Consider the following 19,929-nt stretch of genomic DNA (forward strand, 5'->3'; position numbering starts at 1 on the left):
GCGAAATGTCTAAAGTTTGTGATGTTACTGGAAAGAGGGCCATGTTTGGAAATAACGTGTCCTTCTCTATCAATAAAACCAGAAGAAGATTTGATGTTAATCTTTCCAAAAAACGTTTCTATATTCCAGAAGAAGACCGTTGGATAACCTTAAGGGTTTCTGCTAAGGCTTTAAAGAGTATTAACAAAAAAGGAATTTCCGTTGTTTTGAAAGAAGCAAAGGGGAAAGGATTGATTAAGTAATCCTGAAATACTAAGAAAAAATGGCAAAGAAAGGTAACAGAATTCAAGTTATTTTGGAGTGTACTGAGCATAAGGAGTCTGGGCAGCCAGGAACCTCTAGGTACATTACGACCAAAAATAAAAAGAATACTCCAGATAGGTTGGAAATCAAAAAATTCAATCCTATTTTGAAGAAAATGACAGTTCATAAAGAAATAAAATAATACGTCATGGCAAAGAAATCAGTAGCAAGTTTACAGACTAGTTCAAAAAGATTGACTAAGGCTATTAAAATGGTTAAGTCTCCAAAATCAGGTGCTTACACTTTTGTGGAGTCAGTAATGACACCAGAATTAGTCAATGACTGGTTGAACAAGAAATAAAAATCCCTTTTAACGGTTTATAAGCTGCTTTCTAATGAGAGTGGCTTTTTTATTTTCATATCTTTGGTTAAAAGGAATACGCCGCGATTATGAGTTTATTTAAGAAATTATTTTCAACACCAAAAAAAGAATCCTTAGACAAGGGTCTAGAAAAAACTAAGTCCACCTTCCTATCTAAACTAGGAAAGGCAGTAGTAGGGAAATCAAAGGTAGATGATGATGTTCTAGATAGTCTAGAGGAAATCTTGGTATCCTCAGATGTAGGTGTTGATACCACCCTGAGGATAATAAAAAGAATAGAGGCTAGAGTGTCCAAGGATAAATACGTTGGTACAGATGAACTCAACCGTATTTTGAGGGAGGAAATAGCTGGCCTGTTATCAGAAACCAATTTTGGTACTGAAACAGAGTATTCTGTTCCGAAGGATAAGAAACCATATGTAATCATGGTAGTGGGAGTTAATGGGGTAGGTAAAACGACCACTATAGGGAAATTGGCATACCAATTTAAAAAGCAAGGGTTAAAGGTGGTGCTAGGTGCTGCAGATACCTTTAGGGCCGCTGCTATAGATCAACTCCAAGTATGGGCAGATAGGGTAGATGTCCCCTTAGTAAGGCAAAATATGGGAAGTGATCCCGCTTCTGTTGCCTTTGATACCCTAAGTTCGGCAGTTAATCAAAATGCTGATGTGGTGATCATTGATACCGCAGGTAGGTTGCACAATAAAGTGAATCTTATGAATGAGCTAACCAAGGTGAAGCGGGTTATGCAAAAGGTGGTTCCAGATACGCCTCATGAGGTGCTTTTGGTGCTGGATGGTTCTACAGGGCAGAATGCATTTGAACAGGCCAAACAATTTACAAAAGCCACGGAAGTGACAGCTTTGGCAGTAACCAAATTAGATGGTACGGCAAAAGGTGGAGTGGTGATCGGTATTTCTGATCAATTTAAAATTCCCGTAAAATATATAGGTGTTGGCGAAGGTCTGGACGATCTTCAGGTTTTTAATAAAATAGAATTTGTAGACTCCTTTTTTAGTACCAAAACATAGCGTAGAATAGCTTGTAGATTATCAATAGTTCTAGTAGTGCCCTCTATCAAGCCTCTTAGAGATTTTAAAATTATCACCAAAGTAATTATTTAGTAGGTGTACGGCATGCTTTATAATTTAAAAGCGCTAATGGTTTATGGCGCAAACGTTAAATAAAAACATAAACGAACTCCAATCTTTTTGCAAATCGTACTTTTGCACCTCATTAAGAAAATATGCGTACAAAGTCACTTAAAAAGAATAAGATCAACGTTGTTACCTTGGGGTGTTCCAAGAATGTATACGACTCGGAAATATTAATGGGGCAGTTGCAGGCCAATAATAAGGAGGTAGTGCATGAAGGGGAAGGCAATGTGGTAGTTATAAATACCTGTGGCTTTATTGCCAATGCCAAGGAAGAGAGCATAAATACCATCTTGGAATACGTTCAAAAGAAGGAATCTGGTGAGGTCGACAAGGTTTTTGTTACCGGTTGTTTAAGTGAGCGCTACAAACCAGATCTTCAAAAAGAAATCCCGAATGTGGACGAGTATTTTGGGACCAGCGAATTGCCCAATTTGCTAAAGGCCTTAGGGGCTGATTATAAGCACGAATTAATAGGGGAGCGTTTAACAACTACTCCGAAGAATTACTCCTATCTGAAAATTGCCGAGGGTTGCGATAGACCTTGCTCCTTTTGTGCTATTCCTATTATGCGAGGGAAACACAGGAGTACCCCTATAGAGGACTTGGTTACAGAGGCCAATAAATTGGCTGCTAAAGATGTGAAAGAATTAATTTTGATTGCACAAGACCTTACTTACTACGGCTTAGACCTCTATAAGAAGCGGAATTTGGCAGAATTGTTAGAAGAATTAGTGAAGGTCGATGGAATTGAGTGGATCAGGTTACATTACGCTTTTCCAACAGGATTTCCAATGGATGTTCTGGAAGTCATGAAGCGCGAACCGAAAATATGTAACTATCTTGATATCCCTTTGCAGCATATTTCAGATTCTATTCTGAAAAGTATGCGCCGGGGAACCACTCAAGAAAAAACTACAAAATTATTGCAGGATTTTAGGGAAATGGTGCCTGGTATGACCATTAGGACTACCTTGATCGTGGGGTATCCAGGAGAAACGGAGGCCGATTTTAACACCTTGAAGGAATGGGTTAGGGATATGCGTTTTGAGAGGCTGGGGTGCTTTACCTATAGCCATGAGGAGAATACCCATGCGTATAAGTTGGTAGACGATGTCCCAGAAGAAGTGAAACAACAACGGGCGTCCGATATAATGGAACTTCAATCCCAAATCTCTTGGGAACTAAATCAGGAAAAAGTAGGGCAGACCTTGCGTTGTATTATTGACAGGAAGGAAGGCAAATATTTTGTTGGTCGTTCCGAGTTCGATTCCCCTGATGTGGATAATGAAGTGTTAGTAGATGCATCAAAACATTATGTAAAGGTGGGTGAGTTTGTGGACCTATCCATTTTTGAGGCGGCAGATTTTGACCTATACGGTGAACCGGTTTAAGGTTGAGTATTAAGTATAAAGTAGTTGGTACAACGTATTTAGTATTGAGTCCCAGACACGGACGGGCCCATGGATATGAACTATGTCTAACATAAGTTTGGGTAAATTTATGGAGATCAGTGAAATAAAATTATAAGCACAAAATTATATTTTACTGTAAATCAAAGTTTTAAGTGATTGGTTAGAGGGTAGATGTGAGTATTAGATGGAGTCAGTTGACGGTTAGACAGTAGTCGGTAATCAGGTGAGCTAATCTCACTCGGACGTGTCCGGTAGCGCGAGCTTTTGACTTTCGACAGAATTCTTACTTCCTGAGCAGTTCCAACTTATAGATTTCCCTGCCCAACTGTGCTAAAAACGGAAGTCCGATAGTTTCATATTCGTATTCATTGTCATTATAAGTACCATTCTTGTTAACGAGAATCGTGGCTGCAAGCATAAACTCTATATTATTCTCTTTATCAATAATATACGCGCAATCCGTTAAAGTGCCATAAGCACTGCCTGCCTTGTTGTATATCTTTATATTGGTGGGAATCGCTTCCCGATGATCCCCGTACATGAAAAATTTACCATACCCATCGTAATATTCGTTTGTGTCATACCCCATTTCCTTGGGAAGGGTGCACATTGCCTTTATTAGAAAATCCCGTTCTGCTTCTCCAAGTTGAAATTGGTCTTCCTTTTTATAGAGTTCAGGGAAAATGATACGCTTCAACACTTGGAACTGAGTATTAAGGGGATAGTAATTTTTTAAACTAAAATCGAAAGGTTTCACAATTAGCTGGTTCTCGTCATAGTAACCGCTTCCCTTTGAAATTCCATTGAGGGCTAGGGGAATGGCGGTTTTGTTGATAGTTGGGCGTAATGGTGTGGTGGTGCTATCGTTTAGGTATGCAATTAATGGGGTTGTGGTTATTTCAAATGCATTGGGCGCAGATAGGCGATGTGAGATGCGCACTGGGCTAATGTGCTTATTCTTTAATTGGGTATTTATGTAGTCCTGTCCCAAAAATTCTAATAATCGGTTATTTGCCTCGTTATCGCTTACAGTAAAGATCTTGGATATTTCATTGGCAAAGGTGGTTTCGATAGAATCGCCCTCCACGTAAAAGCGGGAGTAGAGGTCTATGGATTTCATCTGCTGTAATTTTTCCAAGGTCAATACTGCGGTAATTATTTTCACCGTACTTGCAGGATAAAAATAATTACTATCGTTTACCTGATACGGGAATTCGGTCAGGATTACGCTATCCTTATCGCGATCAATCTGGGTGTAGATTATCTGTAACTCGAATTTTTTAACGCTGTCCATTACCATTTTAATTTTGGGGTGGGTAGAGGACAAGGCGGTTGTCAATATATTTTTTTGGTGTGTTTTTTGGGGAGATATACAAGAGCAGATTAAAATGAGGAGGGGAGTTATTAAAAAAGTGGGCTTTAGCTGCATGTAGATGTTTGTTTAAGTCCTGATTTATTGTTCTGCAGTATAAACCTCCCCTCTGTGAGGTCTTAAGGCGTCCCTGACCGAAATCATTTCCGATTCCTTGACCACGAGGAATGCAATGGCGTACATTTCATTGATGTCCAGATTTCCCGTGATGCTATTTTCGAGCTTGTTTAATATTTTATATTCTTCCAAATGAACTTTATGATGCAAGGCAGTCTTGTGTGCCGCTTGTCCCCTAAAGTCCCAAATCAATTTAATTTTTCTTTCCTTCATCATGTAAAATTAGTAAAAAAACATAATAATGGTTGTAGTAAAGTCAATGTTGGACTTTTGATTGTTTTATTTACTTAAAAGTACTACATCTAAAGGTATGAGAACTTGCATAACGATGTGTAATTGCTAAATTTGCTACATGCACTTTTATAGAACAAAACTAAAAGTATTACGGGAGATTGTATTGTGGGCAGTTTTGTTATGCACCTTTATTTCTTGTGATTCTTATTTTAAGAAGCAATCGGACGGTGTGGCACTCGCCAGGGTAGGGGAAGCTTATCTCTATAAGGAAGATCTGAAATCGCTAAAATTCGGAAATATGTCTAAGGAGGACAGTGCTTCGGTAGTCACTAATTTTATTAATAATTGGGCCTACAAGCAATTATTGCTTTCAAAGGCCAAAATTAACTTAACACAAGACAAATTAAAAATTTTCGAGGACTTGGTGTCCGATTACAGAACGGACCTTTATACAGGTGCCTATAAGGAAGCTTTGGTGTTAAAATCCCAAGATACTATCATTAGCGATTTTCAACTAGCTGAATTTTACGAGCGTGAGAAGGAAAATTTTAAACTAAAGGAGCAGATAGTGCAGTTGAGGTTTGTTGAGTTGCCAATACAATATATGGATAAAGAAGTTATTTCCAGTAAGTTGAAGAGTTTTAAGGAAGCAGATCGTGTGTATCTGGACTCCATTAGTATCCAATTTAAAAAGATGAATTTTAACGATTCCATTTGGGTGGGTGTAAATAGGGTTATGGAAGAGATTAGACCCTTAACTACTGATAATCAGGGGAGGTACTTAAAAAAATCACAATTTTTTGAATTGCAGGACTCTTTAGGGGTATATTTGGCAAAAATTAATGATGTCTTGGATATCAACGATATTGCTCCACTTCCATTTGTTGAACCGACAATAAAACAACTCCTTTTAAATAGAAGAAAGTTGAGTTATATGAAAAAATTGGAGATAGAAATTATAGATGAAGCTATTAAAGATAAAGAATTTGAAGTATATGAACAAGGTAATTAAAACAAGTCTTTCCCTTTCTATTTTATTGTTTACGGGAGTAATGGGTGCTCAAGAAACTGAAAAGTTGCCCGATACACAAGTAGAGCCCCAAGAAATTACAGTTGAAGAATCTGCAATCTCTAAGAAGGATACGGTCAATAATTTCACCAAGATAAAATTGGATGGAATTGCTGCTGTGGTTGGGGATTATGTGATTTTGGAATCGGACATCGAAAAAACCTTGATCGATCTAAAAAATCAGGGTGCTTCCACTGCCGATATCACTCGATGTGGACTTTTAGGCAAACTGATGGAAGATAGGCTGTATGCTCATCAAGCGGTACAGGATAGTATTTTGGTCTCTGATGACGAGGTAAATGCTACCGGAGATCGCCAATTACAGCAATTGGTCGCTCAGATCGGTTCTATGGAAAAGGTGCTCAACTATTACAAGAAAGACGATGAGGTAAGTTTTCGTGAGGACCTGTATGAAATTAATAAGTTGAGAATGCTCTCCGAAAAAATGCAGAACAAAATTATTTCCGAAATAGAGATTACACCTGAGGAGGTTAGGCAATTCTTTAACAAGATACCTGAGGACGAAAGACCGGTATTTGGTGCGGAACTGGAAATTGCCCAAATCGTAAAAGAACCTAAGGCATCCGAAGAGGAAAAGCAAAAGGTGATTGATAAATTAAATGAAATTAGGGCAGATATCATAGAAAACGATGCCAGCTTTAGTGTAAAGGCTATTTTGTATTCCCAAGATCCAGGTTCTAAATCTAAGGGAGGGTTTTATAGTATGACCCGAGAAACTCCCTTTGTTAAGGAATTTAAGGATGTAGCATTTAGTATGCGAGAAGGTGAGATATCCGAGCCTTTTGAAACCGATTTTGGCTACCATATCATTTTTGTAGAGAAAATTAGAGGAAGGGAATTAGATTTAAGGCACATTCTAATAAGTCCAGAAATTTCCCAATCGGAATTGAACAATGCAAGAAAGGAATTGGACAGTATAAGACAGGGCGTAATAGATGAGAAATTTACATTTGCCCAAGCTGCTCTAAATTTCTCAGATGAGAAAGAAACAAAATTTGATGGTGGTCTGTTGCGAAATCCGTCGGATTTCAGTTCCCGTTTTGAATTGACGAAAATGGAACCTTCCCTGTATAACCAGGTAAGGGATATTAAAGACAATGAAATCTCTAGGCCTATTATGGAAAACGATCCAAGGGGAGGTGGTCCAAAATATAAGATCATGAAAATCACCAATCGTTTTGATGAGCATGTGGCTAATTTTTCCCAGGATTACATTAAAATACAAGAATTGGCCTTAAGGGAAAAACAATTCAATGCCATTAGGAAATGGATGGAGAATCATATTAAAGATACCTACGTTAGTGTTAACGCAGCGAATAAGGATTGCGACTTTGCCAATAATTGGATAAAGAATTAATGGCATGTCAGATGTAACGGCAATTAAGAACTTAGTAGTTAAAAATCAGGAACTTAAGAAGGAAATAGCCAAGGTTATCATAGGTCAAGAAGAGGTAGTAGATCAGGTACTCCTCTCCATTTATACAGGTGGCCATTCCTTGTTAATAGGGGTTCCTGGACTGGCAAAAACCTTAATGGTCAATACTATATCCTTGGCACTTGGACTCAATTTCAAGAGAATTCAGTTTACCCCAGATTTAATGCCAAGTGATATTCTTGGGAGCGAGGTGCTGGACCAAGATCGAAATTTTAAATTTATTAAAGGACCTATATTTGCCAATATCATCCTTGCGGATGAGATTAACCGTACCCCTCCAAAAACACAAGCCGCCCTACTGGAGGCTATGCAGGAACGGGCGGTGACTATAGCTGGTAATTCCTATAAATTGGATTTACCGTACTTCGTGTTGGCTACTCAAAATCCAATTGAACAAGAAGGGACCTATCCTTTGCCGGAAGCTCAATTGGACCGGTTTATGTTTGCCATAGAGCTGAAATACCCAACCATAGAGGAAGAAATACGGGTGGTAAAGGCGACTACCTCTGATTTTACACCTACGATCAATCCTCTTTTTTCTGCAGCGGAAATTCTGGAAATACAACATTTGGTAAGGAGGATCCCCGTACCGGATCTGGTGGTGGAATACGCTGTTAAATTGGTGAATAGTACCAGACCAAATACAGAAGGAGCATCAGAATTTGTGAAGCAGTATATAGATTGGGGCGCAGGTCCCAGGGCTTCCCAGAATTTAATTTTGGCTGCTAAGGCCAATGCAGCTGTCCATGGAAAATTTTCTCCAGATATAGAGGACGTTAAAGCGGTAGCAATGGGAATATTAAGACATAGGATCATAAAAAATTACAAGGCTGAGGCCGAAGGGATTACAGAAGCTGATATTATTCAAAAGCTTTTGTAGTTTGCAAGGAAATATTGAGAATTAGTCGGTATTAAACACCGTGTATAATTGCGTTTAAGATGGGTTTAGGGCCATCTTTTTTGCAATCGTGTAAAATTGGACTATTCTTGGTTTAAAAGTTTTATTAAACTGTGGTATTTTCTTAATTTTGAAAAATTAATTTAACTCGTAATATTATATATAATGGCATTCGATATCGATATGATTAAAAAGGTGTATGCTAGCATGGCAGAGCGCGTAGATAAAGCTCGTGAGATTGTTGGCAAACCTTTGACCCTTTCAGAGAAAATTTTATACTCCCATTTATGGGGAGGGAACCCGACTAAGGCTTTCGGAAGAGGTAAGGACTATGTAGATTTTGCACCGGATAGAGTTGCACTTCAAGATGCTACCGCACAGATGGCATTGTTACAGTTCATGCAAGCTGGAAAATCTAAAGTTGCTGTTCCTACTACAACCCATTGTGACCATTTGATTCAAGCAAAACAAGGTGCTGTGCCAGATTTACTTAGAGCAAATGAGGTTAGTTATGAAGTTTTTAATTTCCTTGAGTCTGTTTCCAATAAATATGGGATCGGATTTTGGAAACCGGGAGCGGGAATTATACATCAAGTGGTATTGGAGAATTACGCATTTCCTGGTGGAATGATGATCGGTACTGATTCGCATACTGTAAATGCTGGCGGATTGGGAATGGTGGCCATTGGAGTAGGTGGTGCAGATGCTGTTGATGTTATGGCTGGTATGGCGTGGGAACTTCGTTTTCCAAAGCTTATAGGTGTAAAATTGACTGGTGAGCTAAATGGTTGGACCGCCTCTAAAGACGTAATTTTAAAAGTAGCCGAGATCCTAACCGTTAAAGGAGGAACTGGGGCTATTGTTGAGTATTTTGGTCCAGGTGCCAAAAACCTCTCCTGTACTGGAAAAGGTACTATATGTAATATGGGTGCCGAAATCGGAGCTACTACATCAACCTTTGGGTACGATGATTCTATGGAGCGATTTTTACGTGCAACAGATAGGGAAGAGGTTGCAGACGAAGCAAATAAAATTAAAGAATATTTGACTGGAGATGATGAGGTATATGAAAATCCAGAGCAGTATTTCGACCAAGTGATTGAAATTGATCTTTCAACCTTAAGACCGCTCTTGAACGGTCCCTTTACACCAGATCTTGCTACTCCAGTTGGTGAGTTAGGAGAAAAGGCCCGTGCAAACGATTGGCCGTTAAAAGTAGAGTGGGGGTTGATCGGTTCTTGTACAAACTCTTCTTATGAAGATTTGACCCGTGCCGCCTCTATCGCTCAACAAGCTATTGATAAGAAATTAAAACCCAAAAGTGATTTGGGGATCAACCCTGGATCGGAACAGATACGATTTACTGCAGAGCGCGATGGACTTTTTAAGACCTTTGAGAGTATTGGTGCAACCATCTTCACCAATGCCTGTGGTCCTTGTATCGGACAGTGGGACCGTAGTGATATGTTGGGGGATCAAAAAAATACTATTGTGCACTCTTTTAATCGTAATTTTTCTAAACGTGCTGATGGAAACCCTAACACCCACGCTTTTGTTGGTTCTCCGGAGATGGTCGCTGCAATAGCAATCTCTGGGAGGTTAGATTTTGATCCAATGAATGATACTTTGATCAATGAGGATGGAGAGGAAGTTAAATTGGATATTCCAAGAGGGATCGAACTGCCGCCATTGGGCTTTGAAGTGGATGATAATGGATACTTGGCTCCCAATGAAGATGGAAGTTCGGTCGAGGTAATTGTCGCTCTAGATAGTGAAAGACTTCAGTTGCTCGAGCCTTTTGAGCCGCTTAAGGTATCGGAGTTGCAAGGAGTAAAGCTCCTCATTAAAGTTCATGGAAAATGTACTACCGACCATATCTCTATGGCAGGACCTTGGTTGCGATACCGTGGACATCTAGATAATATAGCAAACAATACCTTAATTGGCGCAATTAATAGCTATAACAAGAAATCCAATTTTGTCAAGAATCAATTAACTGGGGAATATGTTGGAGTACCTGATGCACAGCGGGCCTATAAAGCCGCCGGTATCAAGACCATAGTGGTTGGTGATCACAATTACGGGGAAGGCTCTTCTAGGGAGCATGCTGCAATGCAGCCAAGACATTTAGGGGTGGCCGCAGTTTTGGTAAAATCCTTTGCCCGTATCCACGAAACCAATCTTAAAAAGCAAGGAATGTTAGGCCTTACTTTTGCCAATGAAAACGACTATGATCTTATTCAGGAGGATGATACCTTCAATTTTGTAGACATAAATGAATTTGCTCCAGAGAAGCAGATTACTATGGAGCTGGTTCATGCAGATGGCAGTAAGGATACTATAAAATTGAATCATACTTATAACCAGCAACAAATTGAATGGTTTAATGAAGGCTCAGCTCTTAACGTGATCAAAAGAGAAAATGCCGTATAATACATTACAGTAAATACTTTCAAAAAACTCCTGATAATCATCAGGAGTTTTTTAGTTTTGACAACCTTATAAAATAAATGAAAATGCGCAAGAAAACGGTTTTGAATATTGCCATCATGGCATTGGTATTATCTTTTTTTGTTACGCCCCTTGGCGATTATAGCAAGGTGTTGTTGAACAAGATATTTTCATTTTCTCCACAAGTAACCAAGGAGAACAACAGGGAGCAGGTAACCGACTACAACTGGAAACTAAAGGATGCCAATTGGGATTTTTTCAATTTTAAGCAATCTAAAGGAAAGGTGGTCTTTATTAATTTCTGGAGGTCTTGGATCTTGCCCAGTGAAGCAGAGTTGGAAAGTATCCAAAAGCTGTACGATAACTATGAAGGGAGGGTAGATTTTTATCTCATTACCAATGAGGAAAGGGAGCCTGTTGAGGAATTTATGAAAGAAAAGGGATTTACCTTCCCGGTTACGTATTCCATAGTTGGCGATCCCATGCCTGTAGATGGCAGTAAGCCGCCACAATCCTACTTGCTAGATAGGAACGGAAGGATAGTGATCCAAAAGGAGGGAGTCGCAGATTGGGACAATGATAAGGTGAAGTTGATCATAGATAAGCTCTTATTGAGATGAAAGGTGTTAAATTAAAGAAGAATTGGGTTGTTAACCTTATTTTTTTGGCAGGGATACTGATCCTGTTGTTTACACCAATTGGTTTTAAAGTAAAAGTAATGGCCAGTAAGTTAATGGCTACAAGTGCCGCCATGGTAAAAGAAGGAATGCAAACCCCTTTGGATACCTATGAGTGGGAATTGACAGATTTGAAGGGCGAAACACTTCAGTTTGAATCACAAAAGAAAAATGTGGTACTTCTTAATTATTGGGCTACTTGGTGCCCGCCTTGTGTGGCCGAAATGCCTACCCTTCAAAAGCTTTATGACGATTATGGGGATAAAGTAACCTTTATGTTTGTTACCGATGATGATCGAAAAAAAGTTGATGCCTTTCTCGAAAAACGTAATTTATACCTTCCCGTTTATTATTCCAATTCTCCAGAACCCAAAGTGCTTAGTTCCAAGCTACTTCCCACCACTTATATCATTAACAAGGAAGGGAAGATTGTAGTAGCCGAAACCGGAGCTGCAGATTGGAACAGTGCTCAGACTAGAAAGCTTTTGGACGACTTATTAATGCAGTAATCCTTTCCTAGGAAGGAATTTTATCTAAAATTTCTAGGAAGATCCCTGATCGCGAACTTGCCTCAGAGATGGTCGGTTTCGAGGAATATTCTATTTGTTTTTTTGAAAAAATTTAAAAGGGACTACTAACATTCCAAAACATTCCCCTTTCTCTCTCCCAAGATGTTTATGGTGCATTTTATGTGCTCTTCTTACTCCCTTGGCATACCAGTTATTGACGTTTCTCAATAACTTAAAGCGCTGGTGGATAAAAATGTCGTGAACTACGAAATAGGCAGCCCCATAGGCCATTATCCCAAATCCTATGGCCCATCCGGCCCAAAAAGTAGTCTGGGACCCCAAATAAAAGAAAGTCATGCTAATCATGGCATAGAATATAAAAAAAGTATCGTTCCTTTCAAACTTGGAGTCGTGGTCTTTTTGGTGGTGGTCTTTATGGAGGCTCCATAGAAAACCGTGCATAATGAATTTATGAGTAAACCATGCCATAAATTCCATAAAGCAAAAGGTGGAAATGAAAATCAATACCCAATAAAACATATTCATATTATACCATTTTTAATCTATAATTGACATAGGAAGTGGCCAGCAAACCAAATTTCTGATAGTTGGAAACCCGTATCCTTCGCTTTTTAATTTCCAAGGGAGGTGTCTTTTGTAATTTTTGAAGCAACTTGGAATAGTATTTATAGGCCATATAAACGCCGAATTTGGCTTGTGGAGGCAATTGTACTATTCCTGAGTATCCCGTTCTAAAATCGGCTTCTATTTCCGCAATGATTCTATTTTTATTACCCTGATCCAAGGCGTTTAAATCTACATTGGGAAAATAACTCCGGTTAAGCGTTTCATAATCTACTTTTAAGTCCCTTAAGAAATTTACTTTTTGAAAAGCAGAGCCCAAGGCCATGGCCGATTGCTGCAATTTTTGGTATTCTTGCTGATTTCCATTGACAAAGACTTTTAAACACATTAACCCTACTACATCCGCTGATCCGTAAATGTATTCCCTATACTCCCTTTCGTTTAACTGAACTTTATCGCCCATATCCATCCGCATGCTTTTTAAAAACGATTCTACCAAATGAAAGGGTATATCGTATTTGAAAAAGGTATGTTGAAATGAATTTAGGATTGGATTTAGGCTTATTTTGTGTGCTAGGGCATCCCAAAGATCTTTTTCAAATTTATTGAATAAATATAACTTATCATACCCGTGAAAGCTATCTACTATTTCATCTGCAAGGCGCACAAAGCCATAGATGTTGTGGATGTCAGCCCTTATAGATTTTCCCAGCATTTTTGTGGCTAAGGAAAAAGAAGTGCTGTAATGCTCTGTAACCAACTTGCTGCAATTATAGGAAACGGTATCGAATAAAGCTTTCATTCTTTAAGGTTTTAGTTGGTTATAGATGAGTTCAGATACCAGTTTACCTGATATTAGCGCAGGAGGAACCCCTGGTCCTGGAACGGTAAGCTGACCCGTAAAAAAGAGGTTATCCACTTTTTTGCTCTTTAGCTTAGGTCTTAAAAAGGCAGTCTGGGTAAGGGTATTGGCCAATCCATAAGCATTTCCCTTGTAGGAGTTGTATTGCTCCTTAAAATCGTTTACACAAAAATCTTCCCTAAAGAGTATGTTGTTGCTCACTTCTTGGCCTGTAAGCTCTTTAAATCGTTCCATAATAATGTTATAGTACCTTTCTCTGAGTTCGGGACTGTCTTCCAGATCGGGCGCAATAGGGATAAGGAAAAAGGCGCTTTCGCATCCTTCTGGTGCCATAGTCGGGTCTGTTATGGATGGGAAATTAGCATAAAATAGAGGAGCCTTCGGCCATTTGGGGTTGTCGTAAATCTCTTTGGCATGCTGTTCAAAATCGGTATCGAAAAATAGATTGTGATGTGATACGTTCTTTAATTTGGTATTAAACGCCATATAGAACAATAAGGAGGAAGGAGCGAAAGTTTTTTTATTCCAATAGGCTTCGGAAAACTGTCTAAATTTTGGGGCCAACAGGGTCTCTGAATGGTGATAATCGGCTCCGCTTAAGACGATGTCTGTGGCTATGGTATTGCCGTTTAGCTGAATTCCAGTAGCCTTGCCGTTGTTGTTTACATTTATTCTAGTAACCGACTGGTCTGTATAGATTTTAACCCCTAAGTCTATTGCCAAGGTTTCCATAGCTCTAATCACTTGGTGCATTCCTCCCTTCGGATGCCAGGTGCCTAAGCCAAAGTCTGCAAAATTCATAAAACTATAGAAGGAGGGGGTATTGCTTGGCTTTGCTCCTAAAAACAGTGCTGGAAATTCGAGTGTGGCAATTAATTTCGGATTCTTAAAGCGTTTTCGGACTTCTTTGCTGATGGAAGTGAAAAATTGATTCAAGTTCCCTATCGTCTCCTTGCTTATCAGTTCTAAAGGCGAAATGCCAGGGCGCAAAACAATTTTGTGAATAGCAATTTTATAGTTCTTTTGGGCTCTGGCAATAAAATCCCTTAGGGGTTTGGAGCTGCCGGTTTCTATTCGTTCAAATTCCGAACAGATAAGATCCATGCTGTCCCCAATAGTTATTACATCGTCCTTGAAGAAAATGTTATACGCTGGATTCAGTTTATCCAAAACATAATAATCGGCGGTGGTTTTGTTGAAATCTTTAAAAAATCTATCAAAAACATCGGGCATCCAATACCAGCTAGGTCCCATGTCGAAGGTGAAGCCGTCCCTTATAAACTGTCTGGCCCTGCCGCCAACAGATTTGTTTTTTTCATAAATAGCTACCTCATACCCATATTTCGCCAAATAACAGGAGGCTGATAAGGATGAAAATCCGGATCCAATAATAACTACTTTGGGTTTCATGGGTATAAGCGTCTTTATATAATAATTAATGATTGGTAGACGAAGCTTTAATAGCTGCGTTAATTGTTGTAAATGTTTTGATCCAATCCGGTATTGAAGTATTCTTTAATTGGTGGACCTGTTGTCCTAAAAGCCACAATTGGTACTTGTTTTTGGAATTTACTATTTGCTGGAAATCAGCAATGTATTTAATTATCTTGTCGGGGGAGGGCGCAACCGTGAAATAGGATACAAAAATTAGGTTGTCAAAATACGGCCTAATACTTTCCAAGCCCTCCAGTGGCATGGTCTGTCCCAGATAGATTGTTTTATGTCCTTTTAGAAGCAATTCGTAGTTTAAGTACAGTAATCCTAGTTCATGAATTTCATTATCTGGTAAAAAAAGTACAAAGGTCTTTTTGGCATCAAGACTCTCTTTGTTTTTTAAACCTTGGGTGTTTACAAAAATGAGTTGCTTGATAAGATGGGAAATAAAATGTTCATGGGATGGGCAGATCGTATCGGTCTGCCATAGTAGGCCAATTTCGTCTAGGAAAGGAAGAAATACCTCTAGCCAAACTTCCCTAAAGCTCATTTCTTCTGAAATGCGATCATAAATGGTAAAGAACTGTTCCTTATCAAAATTAATCATAGCCAACTTTAGACTTGCAATTGCATGATTGTTTTTATTATTGCTGGCAGCTAGTTCTTTTACTAGTTTTGGGACTTCTTCATCGGAAAGTTTTGCTATTTTGGATATCTTATTGCCCGCATTGTACAGCATGGTAATATTTAATAGTTTCTGCAAACTGATTAAACTGTAGGTCCTAATGTTGGTGGTAGTTCTTTCGGGGGCCAGCAAATTGTATCTTTTCTCCCAAATACGGATCGTATGGGCTTTTATTCCTGACAAGTTCTCTAAATCGCGTATGCTGAATTCTTTCTTAACGTTGTTCATTCTTTAAGTAAAAAGATTAAACAAAAATACGACTTATAATGATTGGTCGGACAATTGCTGCAGGAATTATTAGATTTTGTGACTGGAAGGTGCTGAGGAAATGAATATCTTGTACTAAAATCAACAAAAAATAACTACACATTCTAAAAAACAAAAGCAAGCTATGTTTTGGGTGTTCTTTTAGTTCTGTAGAATGTTGTCAGGATTACTCACTTTGCTCGTGAACCAGAGAAAGCTCCGCTTTGAAAATCAACAAAAATAACTTCACATTCTAAAAAACAAAAGCAAGCTATGTTTTTGGGTGTTCTTTTAGTTCTGTAGACTTCTACCTTTATAGATTGGTGATAATTTTTTCATAATCACAACAAGTAGTCAATATTCCGGATTACTCGCTTTGCTCGTGAACCAGAGAAAGCTCCTGTTTTAAGAGCTGTAAAAATGTAGACTTCTACTTTTATTGATTGGTGACAATTTTTGAATAATCACAACTAGTAGTCAATATCCTGGATTACTCGCTTTGCTCGTGAACCAGAGAAAGCTCCTGTTTTAAGAGCTGTAAAAATGTAGACTTCTACTTTTATTGATTGGTGACAATTTTTGAATAATCACAACTAGTAGTCAATATCCTGGATTACTCGCTTTGCTCGTGAACCAGAGAAAGCTCCGCTTTGAAAATCAACAAAAAATAACTACACATTCTAAAAAACAAAAGCAAGCTATGTTTTTTAGCTTGCTTCGTTATTCCCTTTTGTTGATTTATTCGTGACCTCGACTGGATTCAAACCAGTAACCTTCTGAGCCGTAATCAGATGCGCTATTCAGTTGCGCCACGAGGCCATTTGAAACGAAACAAGATGGTTTTGTTTCGGGCTGCAAATATATTTCTTTTTACATTTACCACAAAATAACTGAGGCAAAATAAATGGATTTTAAAGAATACGTAAGAAACATACCGGATTTCCCCGAGAAAGGGGTTTATTTTAAGGATATAACTCCATTATTGCAGGATGCTCATGCATTATCTGCAGCAAAAGAGGCGCTCTTGAAGATGTTGGGCAACCAAAAAATTGATAAAGTGGTGGGAATGGAGAGTAGGGGCTTCTTTTTTGCTCCTATGCTTGCGGTAGATTTGGGTGCCGGATTTGTTCCGGTAAGGAAACCGGGAAAATTACCTTTTGACAAAATACGTGAAACTTATACCTTGGAATATGGGGAAGACGTTCTAGAAATTCATTCAGATGCCATATCCAAAGGAGATAAGGTACTCGTGCATGATGATGTGTTGGCTACGGGTGGTACCGCAAGTGCAGTTTGTAAATTAATAGAGCGTTTGGGTGGAGAGGTAGTGCAATGTAACTTTTTGTTGGAACTGCAATTTTTAAAGGGACATGAAAAGTTGAAAGGGTACACTATTGCCTCGTTGATGAAATTTTAGGTGATTTGTAAATCAACCTTAATCCAACGCATTTATGGTAACATAATAGCGCCATCCGATGATTGCCAGTTGAAATTTACTAGCCCTAGAAAGATCCAAGCGCCTTTTTGTAAAAGAGGGCAATATACTTTTATTGATTTTGGCCAGAAACCTGAAGAGAGATTTTTTCATCTATACTTGCTTTTTTGATACTATTGTTCCATTTGCTTTATTGCATGGAAATCTTGAAATACAAATATAATGACAAAGTAGGGAACAAAATGGGCTATCCACGGAAACCCCATTTTGCTATATTCGAGACTTTATGTTTCTACGCATGCCGAAGGATGAAAAATAAGATTGTCTAGAGTAGTGGTATTTTTACGAATTGAATCATATTGTTTGACATTAAAGTAGAGGATGGTTGGTTTTAGGTGGTTTTTAATTTTCACGCCTAATAAAAAGAGCCTTTATATAGTGAGTTGATTATATTTGCCAAAAAAATTTTTAATGCAGGATATTCTATTTATAGGCTTTGGTTTAGTATTGTTGATTTTTGGTGGGAATTGGCTATTAAAAGCGGCAGTGGCAATGTCCTTGCAGCTAAATATTCCAAAAATAGTGATTGGGATGACAGTGGTGTCATTTGCCACATCGGCGCCAGAATTAATAGTAAGTGTGAAAGCTGCAATGGATGGATTTCCGGATCTGGCCCTTGGTAACGTGGTTGGTTCCAATATAGCAAACCTTGGATTGGTGCTGGGGATAACTGTAATACTTTCAAATATAGACGTAAAAAAAAGTTTCTATACGACAGATTGGCCCGTTATGATGTTGGCTTCCCTCCTGTTCTTCGGATTTATTTATTTTGATGGAGAGATACAACGGTACGAAGGCCTCGCGATGTTGATCTGTCTTTTCATTTTTTTAGTATACCTATTGCGATTTCAAAAAACGGCTGTTGTAGATGAATTGCCCGAAGATGATATGCCACTTCCACTTTATAAAACGGTATTATTTTTAGGACTGGGAGGAGCTGCCTTATGGGGAGGATCGGAGTTATTGATCCAAGGTGCAGTTGGTTTGGCTACCCTTTATGGGGTAAGTGAGCGTATTATAGCCGTTACCGTAGTTTCGGTGGGGACAAGTATCCCTGAATTGGCTGCTTCGGTAATTGCGGTTCTAAAAAAGGAAAAAGCTATTTCATTAGGAAACCTTATTGGGTCCAATATTTTCAATCTTTTGGCAGTATTGGGAATAACAGCTATGATACAGCCTATTAAAGTGATGGATCAAGGATTGTTGACCAATGATATTTTTTGGATGCTGGGAATATCGTTTGTGATATTGCCTTTGGTATTCATTCCAAAAGGTTTGCGATTGGGATGGAGAGACGGTTTGATCCTACTGAGCGGATATATAACATTTGTGTATTTAACCGTTACCTAATATCGGGTTTCGTAGCTTGTGAGAATATATTGTCTGGTGATTTATCGGGTTGTAAATCGATTAGTGGCATAAAAAAAGCCGCTACCTTTTTAGGTTAGCGGCCCTAAAAATAAATGATTATTGATTAGGAGTGCTGAGGCTCTAGGACAGCAGATTTGACCGTCTTGATGATTCTACCCGCAATTTTGTACGGGTCACCATTGGAGGCTGGCCTCCGGTCTTCCAAATAGCCTTTCCATCCGTTTGATACAGTATAGATCGGAATCCTAAGGGAAGCACCGCGATCAGAAATACCGTAAGTGAAATCGTGGATGGAAGCGGTTTCGTGTTTCCCGGTCAAACGCTGATCGTTATAGGCACCGTAAACGGCCATATGTTCCTTCACTAGCGGACGGAAAGCTTCGCATATTTTTTCGTAGACTTCTTTTGACCCACACGTTCTTAAGGTGGTGTTGGAAAAGTTGGCATGCATTCCAGAGCCGTTCCAATCGGTGTCACCAAGTGGTTTGGGGTGGTATTCAATATAATAATCATGTTTTTCAGTCAGGCGATCCAATAAATACCTGGCCACCCAAATCTCATCACCTGCTTTCTTGGCCCCTTTGGCGAACAATTGAAACTCCCATTGTCCACATGCAACTTCTTGATTAATGCCTTCGAAATTTAGACCGGCTTTAATACATACATCGGCATGTTCTTCCACCAACTCACGACCGTGGGTATTTAATCCGCCTACAGAACAATAATACATTCCTTGTGGTTTTGGATATCCTCCCCTTGGGAAGCCTAATGGAAGTTCGGTCTTAACATCCATTATAAAGTACTCTTGTTCAAATCCAAACCAGAAATCATCATTGTCGTCGTCAATTGTGAATCTTGCATTTGAAGGATGGGGCGTGCCATCTGCATTCATAACTTCGTTCATTACCAACCATGCATTGGTACGGTCAGGATCAGGATAGATTGCTACGGGTTTTAATACGCAATCAGATGCACCTCCTTCTGCCTGCCGGGTAGAGCTTCCATCAAAGGACCAAATTGGACAATCTTCCAATTTTCCGCTGAAATTATCCACAACCTTGGTTTTACTCCTCATGTTTTGAGTGGGTTGGTACCCGTCCAACCAAATGTATTCTAATTTAGACTTGCTCATAATGTTGTTGATTTTAATATTAGATTAACAAATTTAGTGTTTTTATAAAAGCACCCTTAAAATCATGGGGGTTAATGTTCTAAAAATCATTATTTTTTTTGACACCCCCTATTTTGGTAGGGTATTTTATTATATTTTTTAT

Annotated in this window: 21 protein-coding genes and 1 tRNA gene; 13 read left to right on the top strand and 9 right to left on the bottom strand. The window is 38.8% G+C overall.

Annotation, left to right across the window (positions count from 1 at the left end; translation table 11 throughout):
• Positions 1–5: 5 nt before the first annotated feature.
• From rpmB to rimO, 5 genes are all read left to right on the top strand, one after another.
• A complete protein-coding gene (gene rpmB, locus KCTC52924_RS11480; protein WP_251808265.1) occupies positions 6–242 on the top strand; it encodes a 50S ribosomal protein L28 in 237 nt (78 codons plus the stop codon).
• 20 nt (positions 243–262) lie between these two features.
• Positions 263–445, top strand: coding sequence for a 50S ribosomal protein L33 (gene rpmG / locus KCTC52924_RS11485; protein WP_251808266.1), 183 nt, complete (start codon positions 263–265; stop codon positions 443–445).
• A gap of 6 nt (positions 446–451) precedes the next feature.
• A complete protein-coding gene (locus KCTC52924_RS11490) occupies positions 452–604 on the top strand; it encodes a DUF4295 domain-containing protein (RefSeq protein WP_251808267.1) in 153 nt (50 codons plus the stop codon).
• A gap of 89 nt (positions 605–693) precedes the next feature.
• A complete protein-coding gene (ftsY, locus tag KCTC52924_RS11495; RefSeq protein ID WP_251808268.1) occupies positions 694–1,656 on the top strand; it encodes a signal recognition particle-docking protein FtsY in 963 nt (320 codons plus the stop codon).
• A 215-nt stretch (positions 1,657–1,871) separates the two neighbouring features.
• A complete protein-coding gene (gene rimO, locus KCTC52924_RS11500; RefSeq protein ID WP_251808269.1) occupies positions 1,872–3,173 on the top strand; it encodes a 30S ribosomal protein S12 methylthiotransferase RimO in 1,302 nt (433 codons plus the stop codon).
• Between the two features lie 304 nt (positions 3,174–3,477).
• On the opposite strand, the gene KCTC52924_RS11505 is transcribed toward rimO, so the two are convergent.
• Together KCTC52924_RS11505 and KCTC52924_RS11510 are read right to left on the bottom strand one after the other, a co-directional pair.
• Positions 3,478–4,488, bottom strand: coding sequence for a serine hydrolase (locus KCTC52924_RS11505; protein WP_251808270.1), 1,011 nt, complete (start codon positions 4,486–4,488; stop codon positions 3,478–3,480).
• 159 nt (positions 4,489–4,647) lie between these two features.
• The gene (locus KCTC52924_RS11510) at positions 4,648–4,896 is read right to left on the bottom strand and encodes a hypothetical protein (protein ID WP_251808538.1); all 249 of its coding nucleotides are present in this window, start codon (positions 4,894–4,896) and stop codon (positions 4,648–4,650) included.
• A 139-nt stretch (positions 4,897–5,035) separates the two neighbouring features.
• Between KCTC52924_RS11510 and KCTC52924_RS11515 the strand changes: the two genes are divergently transcribed.
• From KCTC52924_RS11515 to KCTC52924_RS11540, 6 genes are all read left to right on the top strand, one after another.
• Positions 5,036–5,929: a peptidyl-prolyl cis-trans isomerase gene (locus KCTC52924_RS11515; RefSeq protein WP_251808271.1), complete on the top strand. Its 894-nt coding sequence runs from the start codon at positions 5,036–5,038 to the stop codon at positions 5,927–5,929.
• Positions 5,913–7,364 (top strand): peptidylprolyl isomerase, encoded by a 1,452-nt coding sequence (locus tag KCTC52924_RS11520; RefSeq protein WP_251808272.1) that lies wholly within the window; start codon positions 5,913–5,915, stop codon positions 7,362–7,364. The genes KCTC52924_RS11515 and KCTC52924_RS11520 overlap by 17 nt, the downstream gene beginning before the upstream one ends.
• 4 nt (positions 7,365–7,368) lie before the next feature.
• The gene (locus KCTC52924_RS11525; RefSeq protein ID WP_251808273.1) at positions 7,369–8,322 is read left to right on the top strand and encodes a MoxR family ATPase; all 954 of its coding nucleotides are present in this window, start codon (positions 7,369–7,371) and stop codon (positions 8,320–8,322) included.
• Positions 8,323–8,505: 183 nt separating this feature from the next.
• The gene (locus KCTC52924_RS11530; protein ID WP_251808274.1) at positions 8,506–10,773 is read left to right on the top strand and encodes an aconitate hydratase; all 2,268 of its coding nucleotides are present in this window, start codon (positions 8,506–8,508) and stop codon (positions 10,771–10,773) included.
• An 83-nt stretch (positions 10,774–10,856) separates the two neighbouring features.
• Positions 10,857–11,411, top strand: a complete 555-nt coding sequence (locus KCTC52924_RS11535) for a TlpA disulfide reductase family protein (protein ID WP_353057506.1) — start codon at positions 10,857–10,859, stop codon at positions 11,409–11,411.
• Complete coding sequence (locus KCTC52924_RS11540) at positions 11,408–11,977, top strand: TlpA disulfide reductase family protein (RefSeq protein ID WP_251808276.1); 570 nt, start codon at positions 11,408–11,410, stop codon at positions 11,975–11,977. The genes KCTC52924_RS11535 and KCTC52924_RS11540 overlap by 4 nt, the downstream gene beginning before the upstream one ends.
• Positions 11,978–12,067: 90 nt before the next feature.
• Here the strand turns inward: KCTC52924_RS11540 and KCTC52924_RS11545 are convergent, their stop codons facing one another.
• The 5 genes from KCTC52924_RS11545 to KCTC52924_RS11565 all read right to left on the bottom strand — a co-directional run bounded on the left by KCTC52924_RS11545 (position 12,068) and on the right by KCTC52924_RS11565 (position 16,608).
• On the bottom strand, positions 12,068–12,523 hold the full coding sequence (locus KCTC52924_RS11545; RefSeq protein ID WP_251808277.1) for a sterol desaturase family protein: 456 nt from the start codon (positions 12,521–12,523) through the stop codon (positions 12,068–12,070).
• A gap of 1 nt (position 12,524) precedes the next feature.
• Positions 12,525–13,364 carry a phytoene/squalene synthase family protein gene (locus tag KCTC52924_RS11550; RefSeq protein ID WP_251808278.1) on the bottom strand — a complete coding sequence of 280 codons (840 nt, stop codon included), beginning with the start codon at positions 13,362–13,364 and terminating at the stop codon, positions 12,525–12,527.
• Positions 13,365–13,367: 3 nt separating this feature from the next.
• On the bottom strand, positions 13,368–14,834 hold the full coding sequence (locus KCTC52924_RS11555) for an NAD(P)/FAD-dependent oxidoreductase (RefSeq protein ID WP_251808279.1): 1,467 nt from the start codon (positions 14,832–14,834) through the stop codon (positions 13,368–13,370).
• 25 nt (positions 14,835–14,859) lie between these two features.
• Positions 14,860–15,771 carry a MerR family transcriptional regulator gene (locus KCTC52924_RS11560; RefSeq protein WP_251808280.1) on the bottom strand — a complete coding sequence of 304 codons (912 nt, stop codon included), beginning with the start codon at positions 15,769–15,771 and terminating at the stop codon, positions 14,860–14,862.
• 763 nt (positions 15,772–16,534) lie between these two features.
• Positions 16,535–16,608 (bottom strand) — tRNA-Arg (locus KCTC52924_RS11565).
• 85 nt (positions 16,609–16,693) lie between these two features.
• Between KCTC52924_RS11565 and KCTC52924_RS11570 the strand changes: the two genes are divergently transcribed.
• Entirely contained in the window at positions 16,694–17,206 is a 513-nt protein-coding gene (locus tag KCTC52924_RS11570) for an adenine phosphoribosyltransferase (protein ID WP_251808281.1), read from the top strand.
• Between the two features lie 18 nt (positions 17,207–17,224).
• Here KCTC52924_RS11570 and KCTC52924_RS11575 read toward each other — a convergent pair whose 3' ends face one another.
• Positions 17,225–17,377, bottom strand: a complete 153-nt coding sequence (locus tag KCTC52924_RS11575) for an SsrA-binding protein (RefSeq protein ID WP_251808282.1) — start codon at positions 17,375–17,377, stop codon at positions 17,225–17,227.
• Between the two features lie 318 nt (positions 17,378–17,695).
• On the opposite strand from KCTC52924_RS11575, the gene KCTC52924_RS11580 reads away from it, so the two are divergent.
• Positions 17,696–18,634 (top strand): calcium/sodium antiporter, encoded by a 939-nt coding sequence (locus KCTC52924_RS11580; protein ID WP_251808283.1) that lies wholly within the window; start codon positions 17,696–17,698, stop codon positions 18,632–18,634.
• Positions 18,635–18,758: 124 nt separating this feature from the next.
• On the opposite strand, the gene KCTC52924_RS11585 is transcribed toward KCTC52924_RS11580, so the two are convergent.
• Complete coding sequence (locus KCTC52924_RS11585) at positions 18,759–19,787, bottom strand: glutamine synthetase beta-grasp domain-containing protein (RefSeq protein ID WP_251808284.1); 1,029 nt, start codon at positions 19,785–19,787, stop codon at positions 18,759–18,761.
• Positions 19,788–19,929: the final 142 nt, after the last annotated feature.

The organism is Arenibacter antarcticus (genome assembly GCF_041320605.1).
Taxonomy (GTDB): domain Bacteria; phylum Bacteroidota; class Bacteroidia; order Flavobacteriales; family Flavobacteriaceae; genus Arenibacter; species Arenibacter antarcticus.

Coding starts and splice junctions, on each gene's coding strand:
- KCTC52924_RS11510 (WP_251808538.1), bottom strand. CDS start 4,896: ATGAAGGAAAGAAAAATTAAATTGATTTGGGACTTTAGGGGACAAGCG.
- rimO (WP_251808269.1), top strand. CDS start 1,872: ATGCGTACAAAGTCACTTAAAAAGAATAAGATCAACGTTGTTACCTTG.
- KCTC52924_RS11540 (WP_251808276.1), top strand. CDS start 11,408: ATGAAAGGTGTTAAATTAAAGAAGAATTGGGTTGTTAACCTTATTTTT.
- rpmG (WP_251808266.1), top strand. CDS start 263: ATGGCAAAGAAAGGTAACAGAATTCAAGTTATTTTGGAGTGTACTGAG.
- KCTC52924_RS11505 (WP_251808270.1), bottom strand. CDS start 4,488: ATGGACAGCGTTAAAAAATTCGAGTTACAGATAATCTACACCCAGATT.
- KCTC52924_RS11515 (WP_251808271.1), top strand. CDS start 5,036: ATGCACTTTTATAGAACAAAACTAAAAGTATTACGGGAGATTGTATTG.
- ftsY (WP_251808268.1), top strand. CDS start 694: ATGAGTTTATTTAAGAAATTATTTTCAACACCAAAAAAAGAATCCTTA.
- KCTC52924_RS11585 (WP_251808284.1), bottom strand. CDS start 19,787: ATGAGCAAGTCTAAATTAGAATACATTTGGTTGGACGGGTACCAACCC.
- KCTC52924_RS11555 (WP_251808279.1), bottom strand. CDS start 14,834: ATGAAACCCAAAGTAGTTATTATTGGATCCGGATTTTCATCCTTATCA.
- KCTC52924_RS11545 (WP_251808277.1), bottom strand. CDS start 12,523: ATGAATATGTTTTATTGGGTATTGATTTTCATTTCCACCTTTTGCTTT.
- KCTC52924_RS11560 (WP_251808280.1), bottom strand. CDS start 15,771: ATGAACAACGTTAAGAAAGAATTCAGCATACGCGATTTAGAGAACTTG.
- KCTC52924_RS11520 (WP_251808272.1), top strand. CDS start 5,913: ATGAACAAGGTAATTAAAACAAGTCTTTCCCTTTCTATTTTATTGTTT.
- KCTC52924_RS11575 (WP_251808282.1), bottom strand. CDS start 17,377: ATGAAAAAATCTCTCTTCAGGTTTCTGGCCAAAATCAATAAAAGTATA.
- KCTC52924_RS11570 (WP_251808281.1), top strand. CDS start 16,694: ATGGATTTTAAAGAATACGTAAGAAACATACCGGATTTCCCCGAGAAA.
- rpmB (WP_251808265.1), top strand. CDS start 6: ATGTCTAAAGTTTGTGATGTTACTGGAAAGAGGGCCATGTTTGGAAAT.
- KCTC52924_RS11580 (WP_251808283.1), top strand. CDS start 17,696: ATGCAGGATATTCTATTTATAGGCTTTGGTTTAGTATTGTTGATTTTT.
- KCTC52924_RS11530 (WP_251808274.1), top strand. CDS start 8,506: ATGGCATTCGATATCGATATGATTAAAAAGGTGTATGCTAGCATGGCA.
- KCTC52924_RS11535 (WP_353057506.1), top strand. CDS start 10,857: ATGCGCAAGAAAACGGTTTTGAATATTGCCATCATGGCATTGGTATTA.
- KCTC52924_RS11525 (WP_251808273.1), top strand. CDS start 7,369: ATGTCAGATGTAACGGCAATTAAGAACTTAGTAGTTAAAAATCAGGAA.
- KCTC52924_RS11550 (WP_251808278.1), bottom strand. CDS start 13,364: ATGAAAGCTTTATTCGATACCGTTTCCTATAATTGCAGCAAGTTGGTT.
- KCTC52924_RS11490 (WP_251808267.1), top strand. CDS start 452: ATGGCAAAGAAATCAGTAGCAAGTTTACAGACTAGTTCAAAAAGATTG.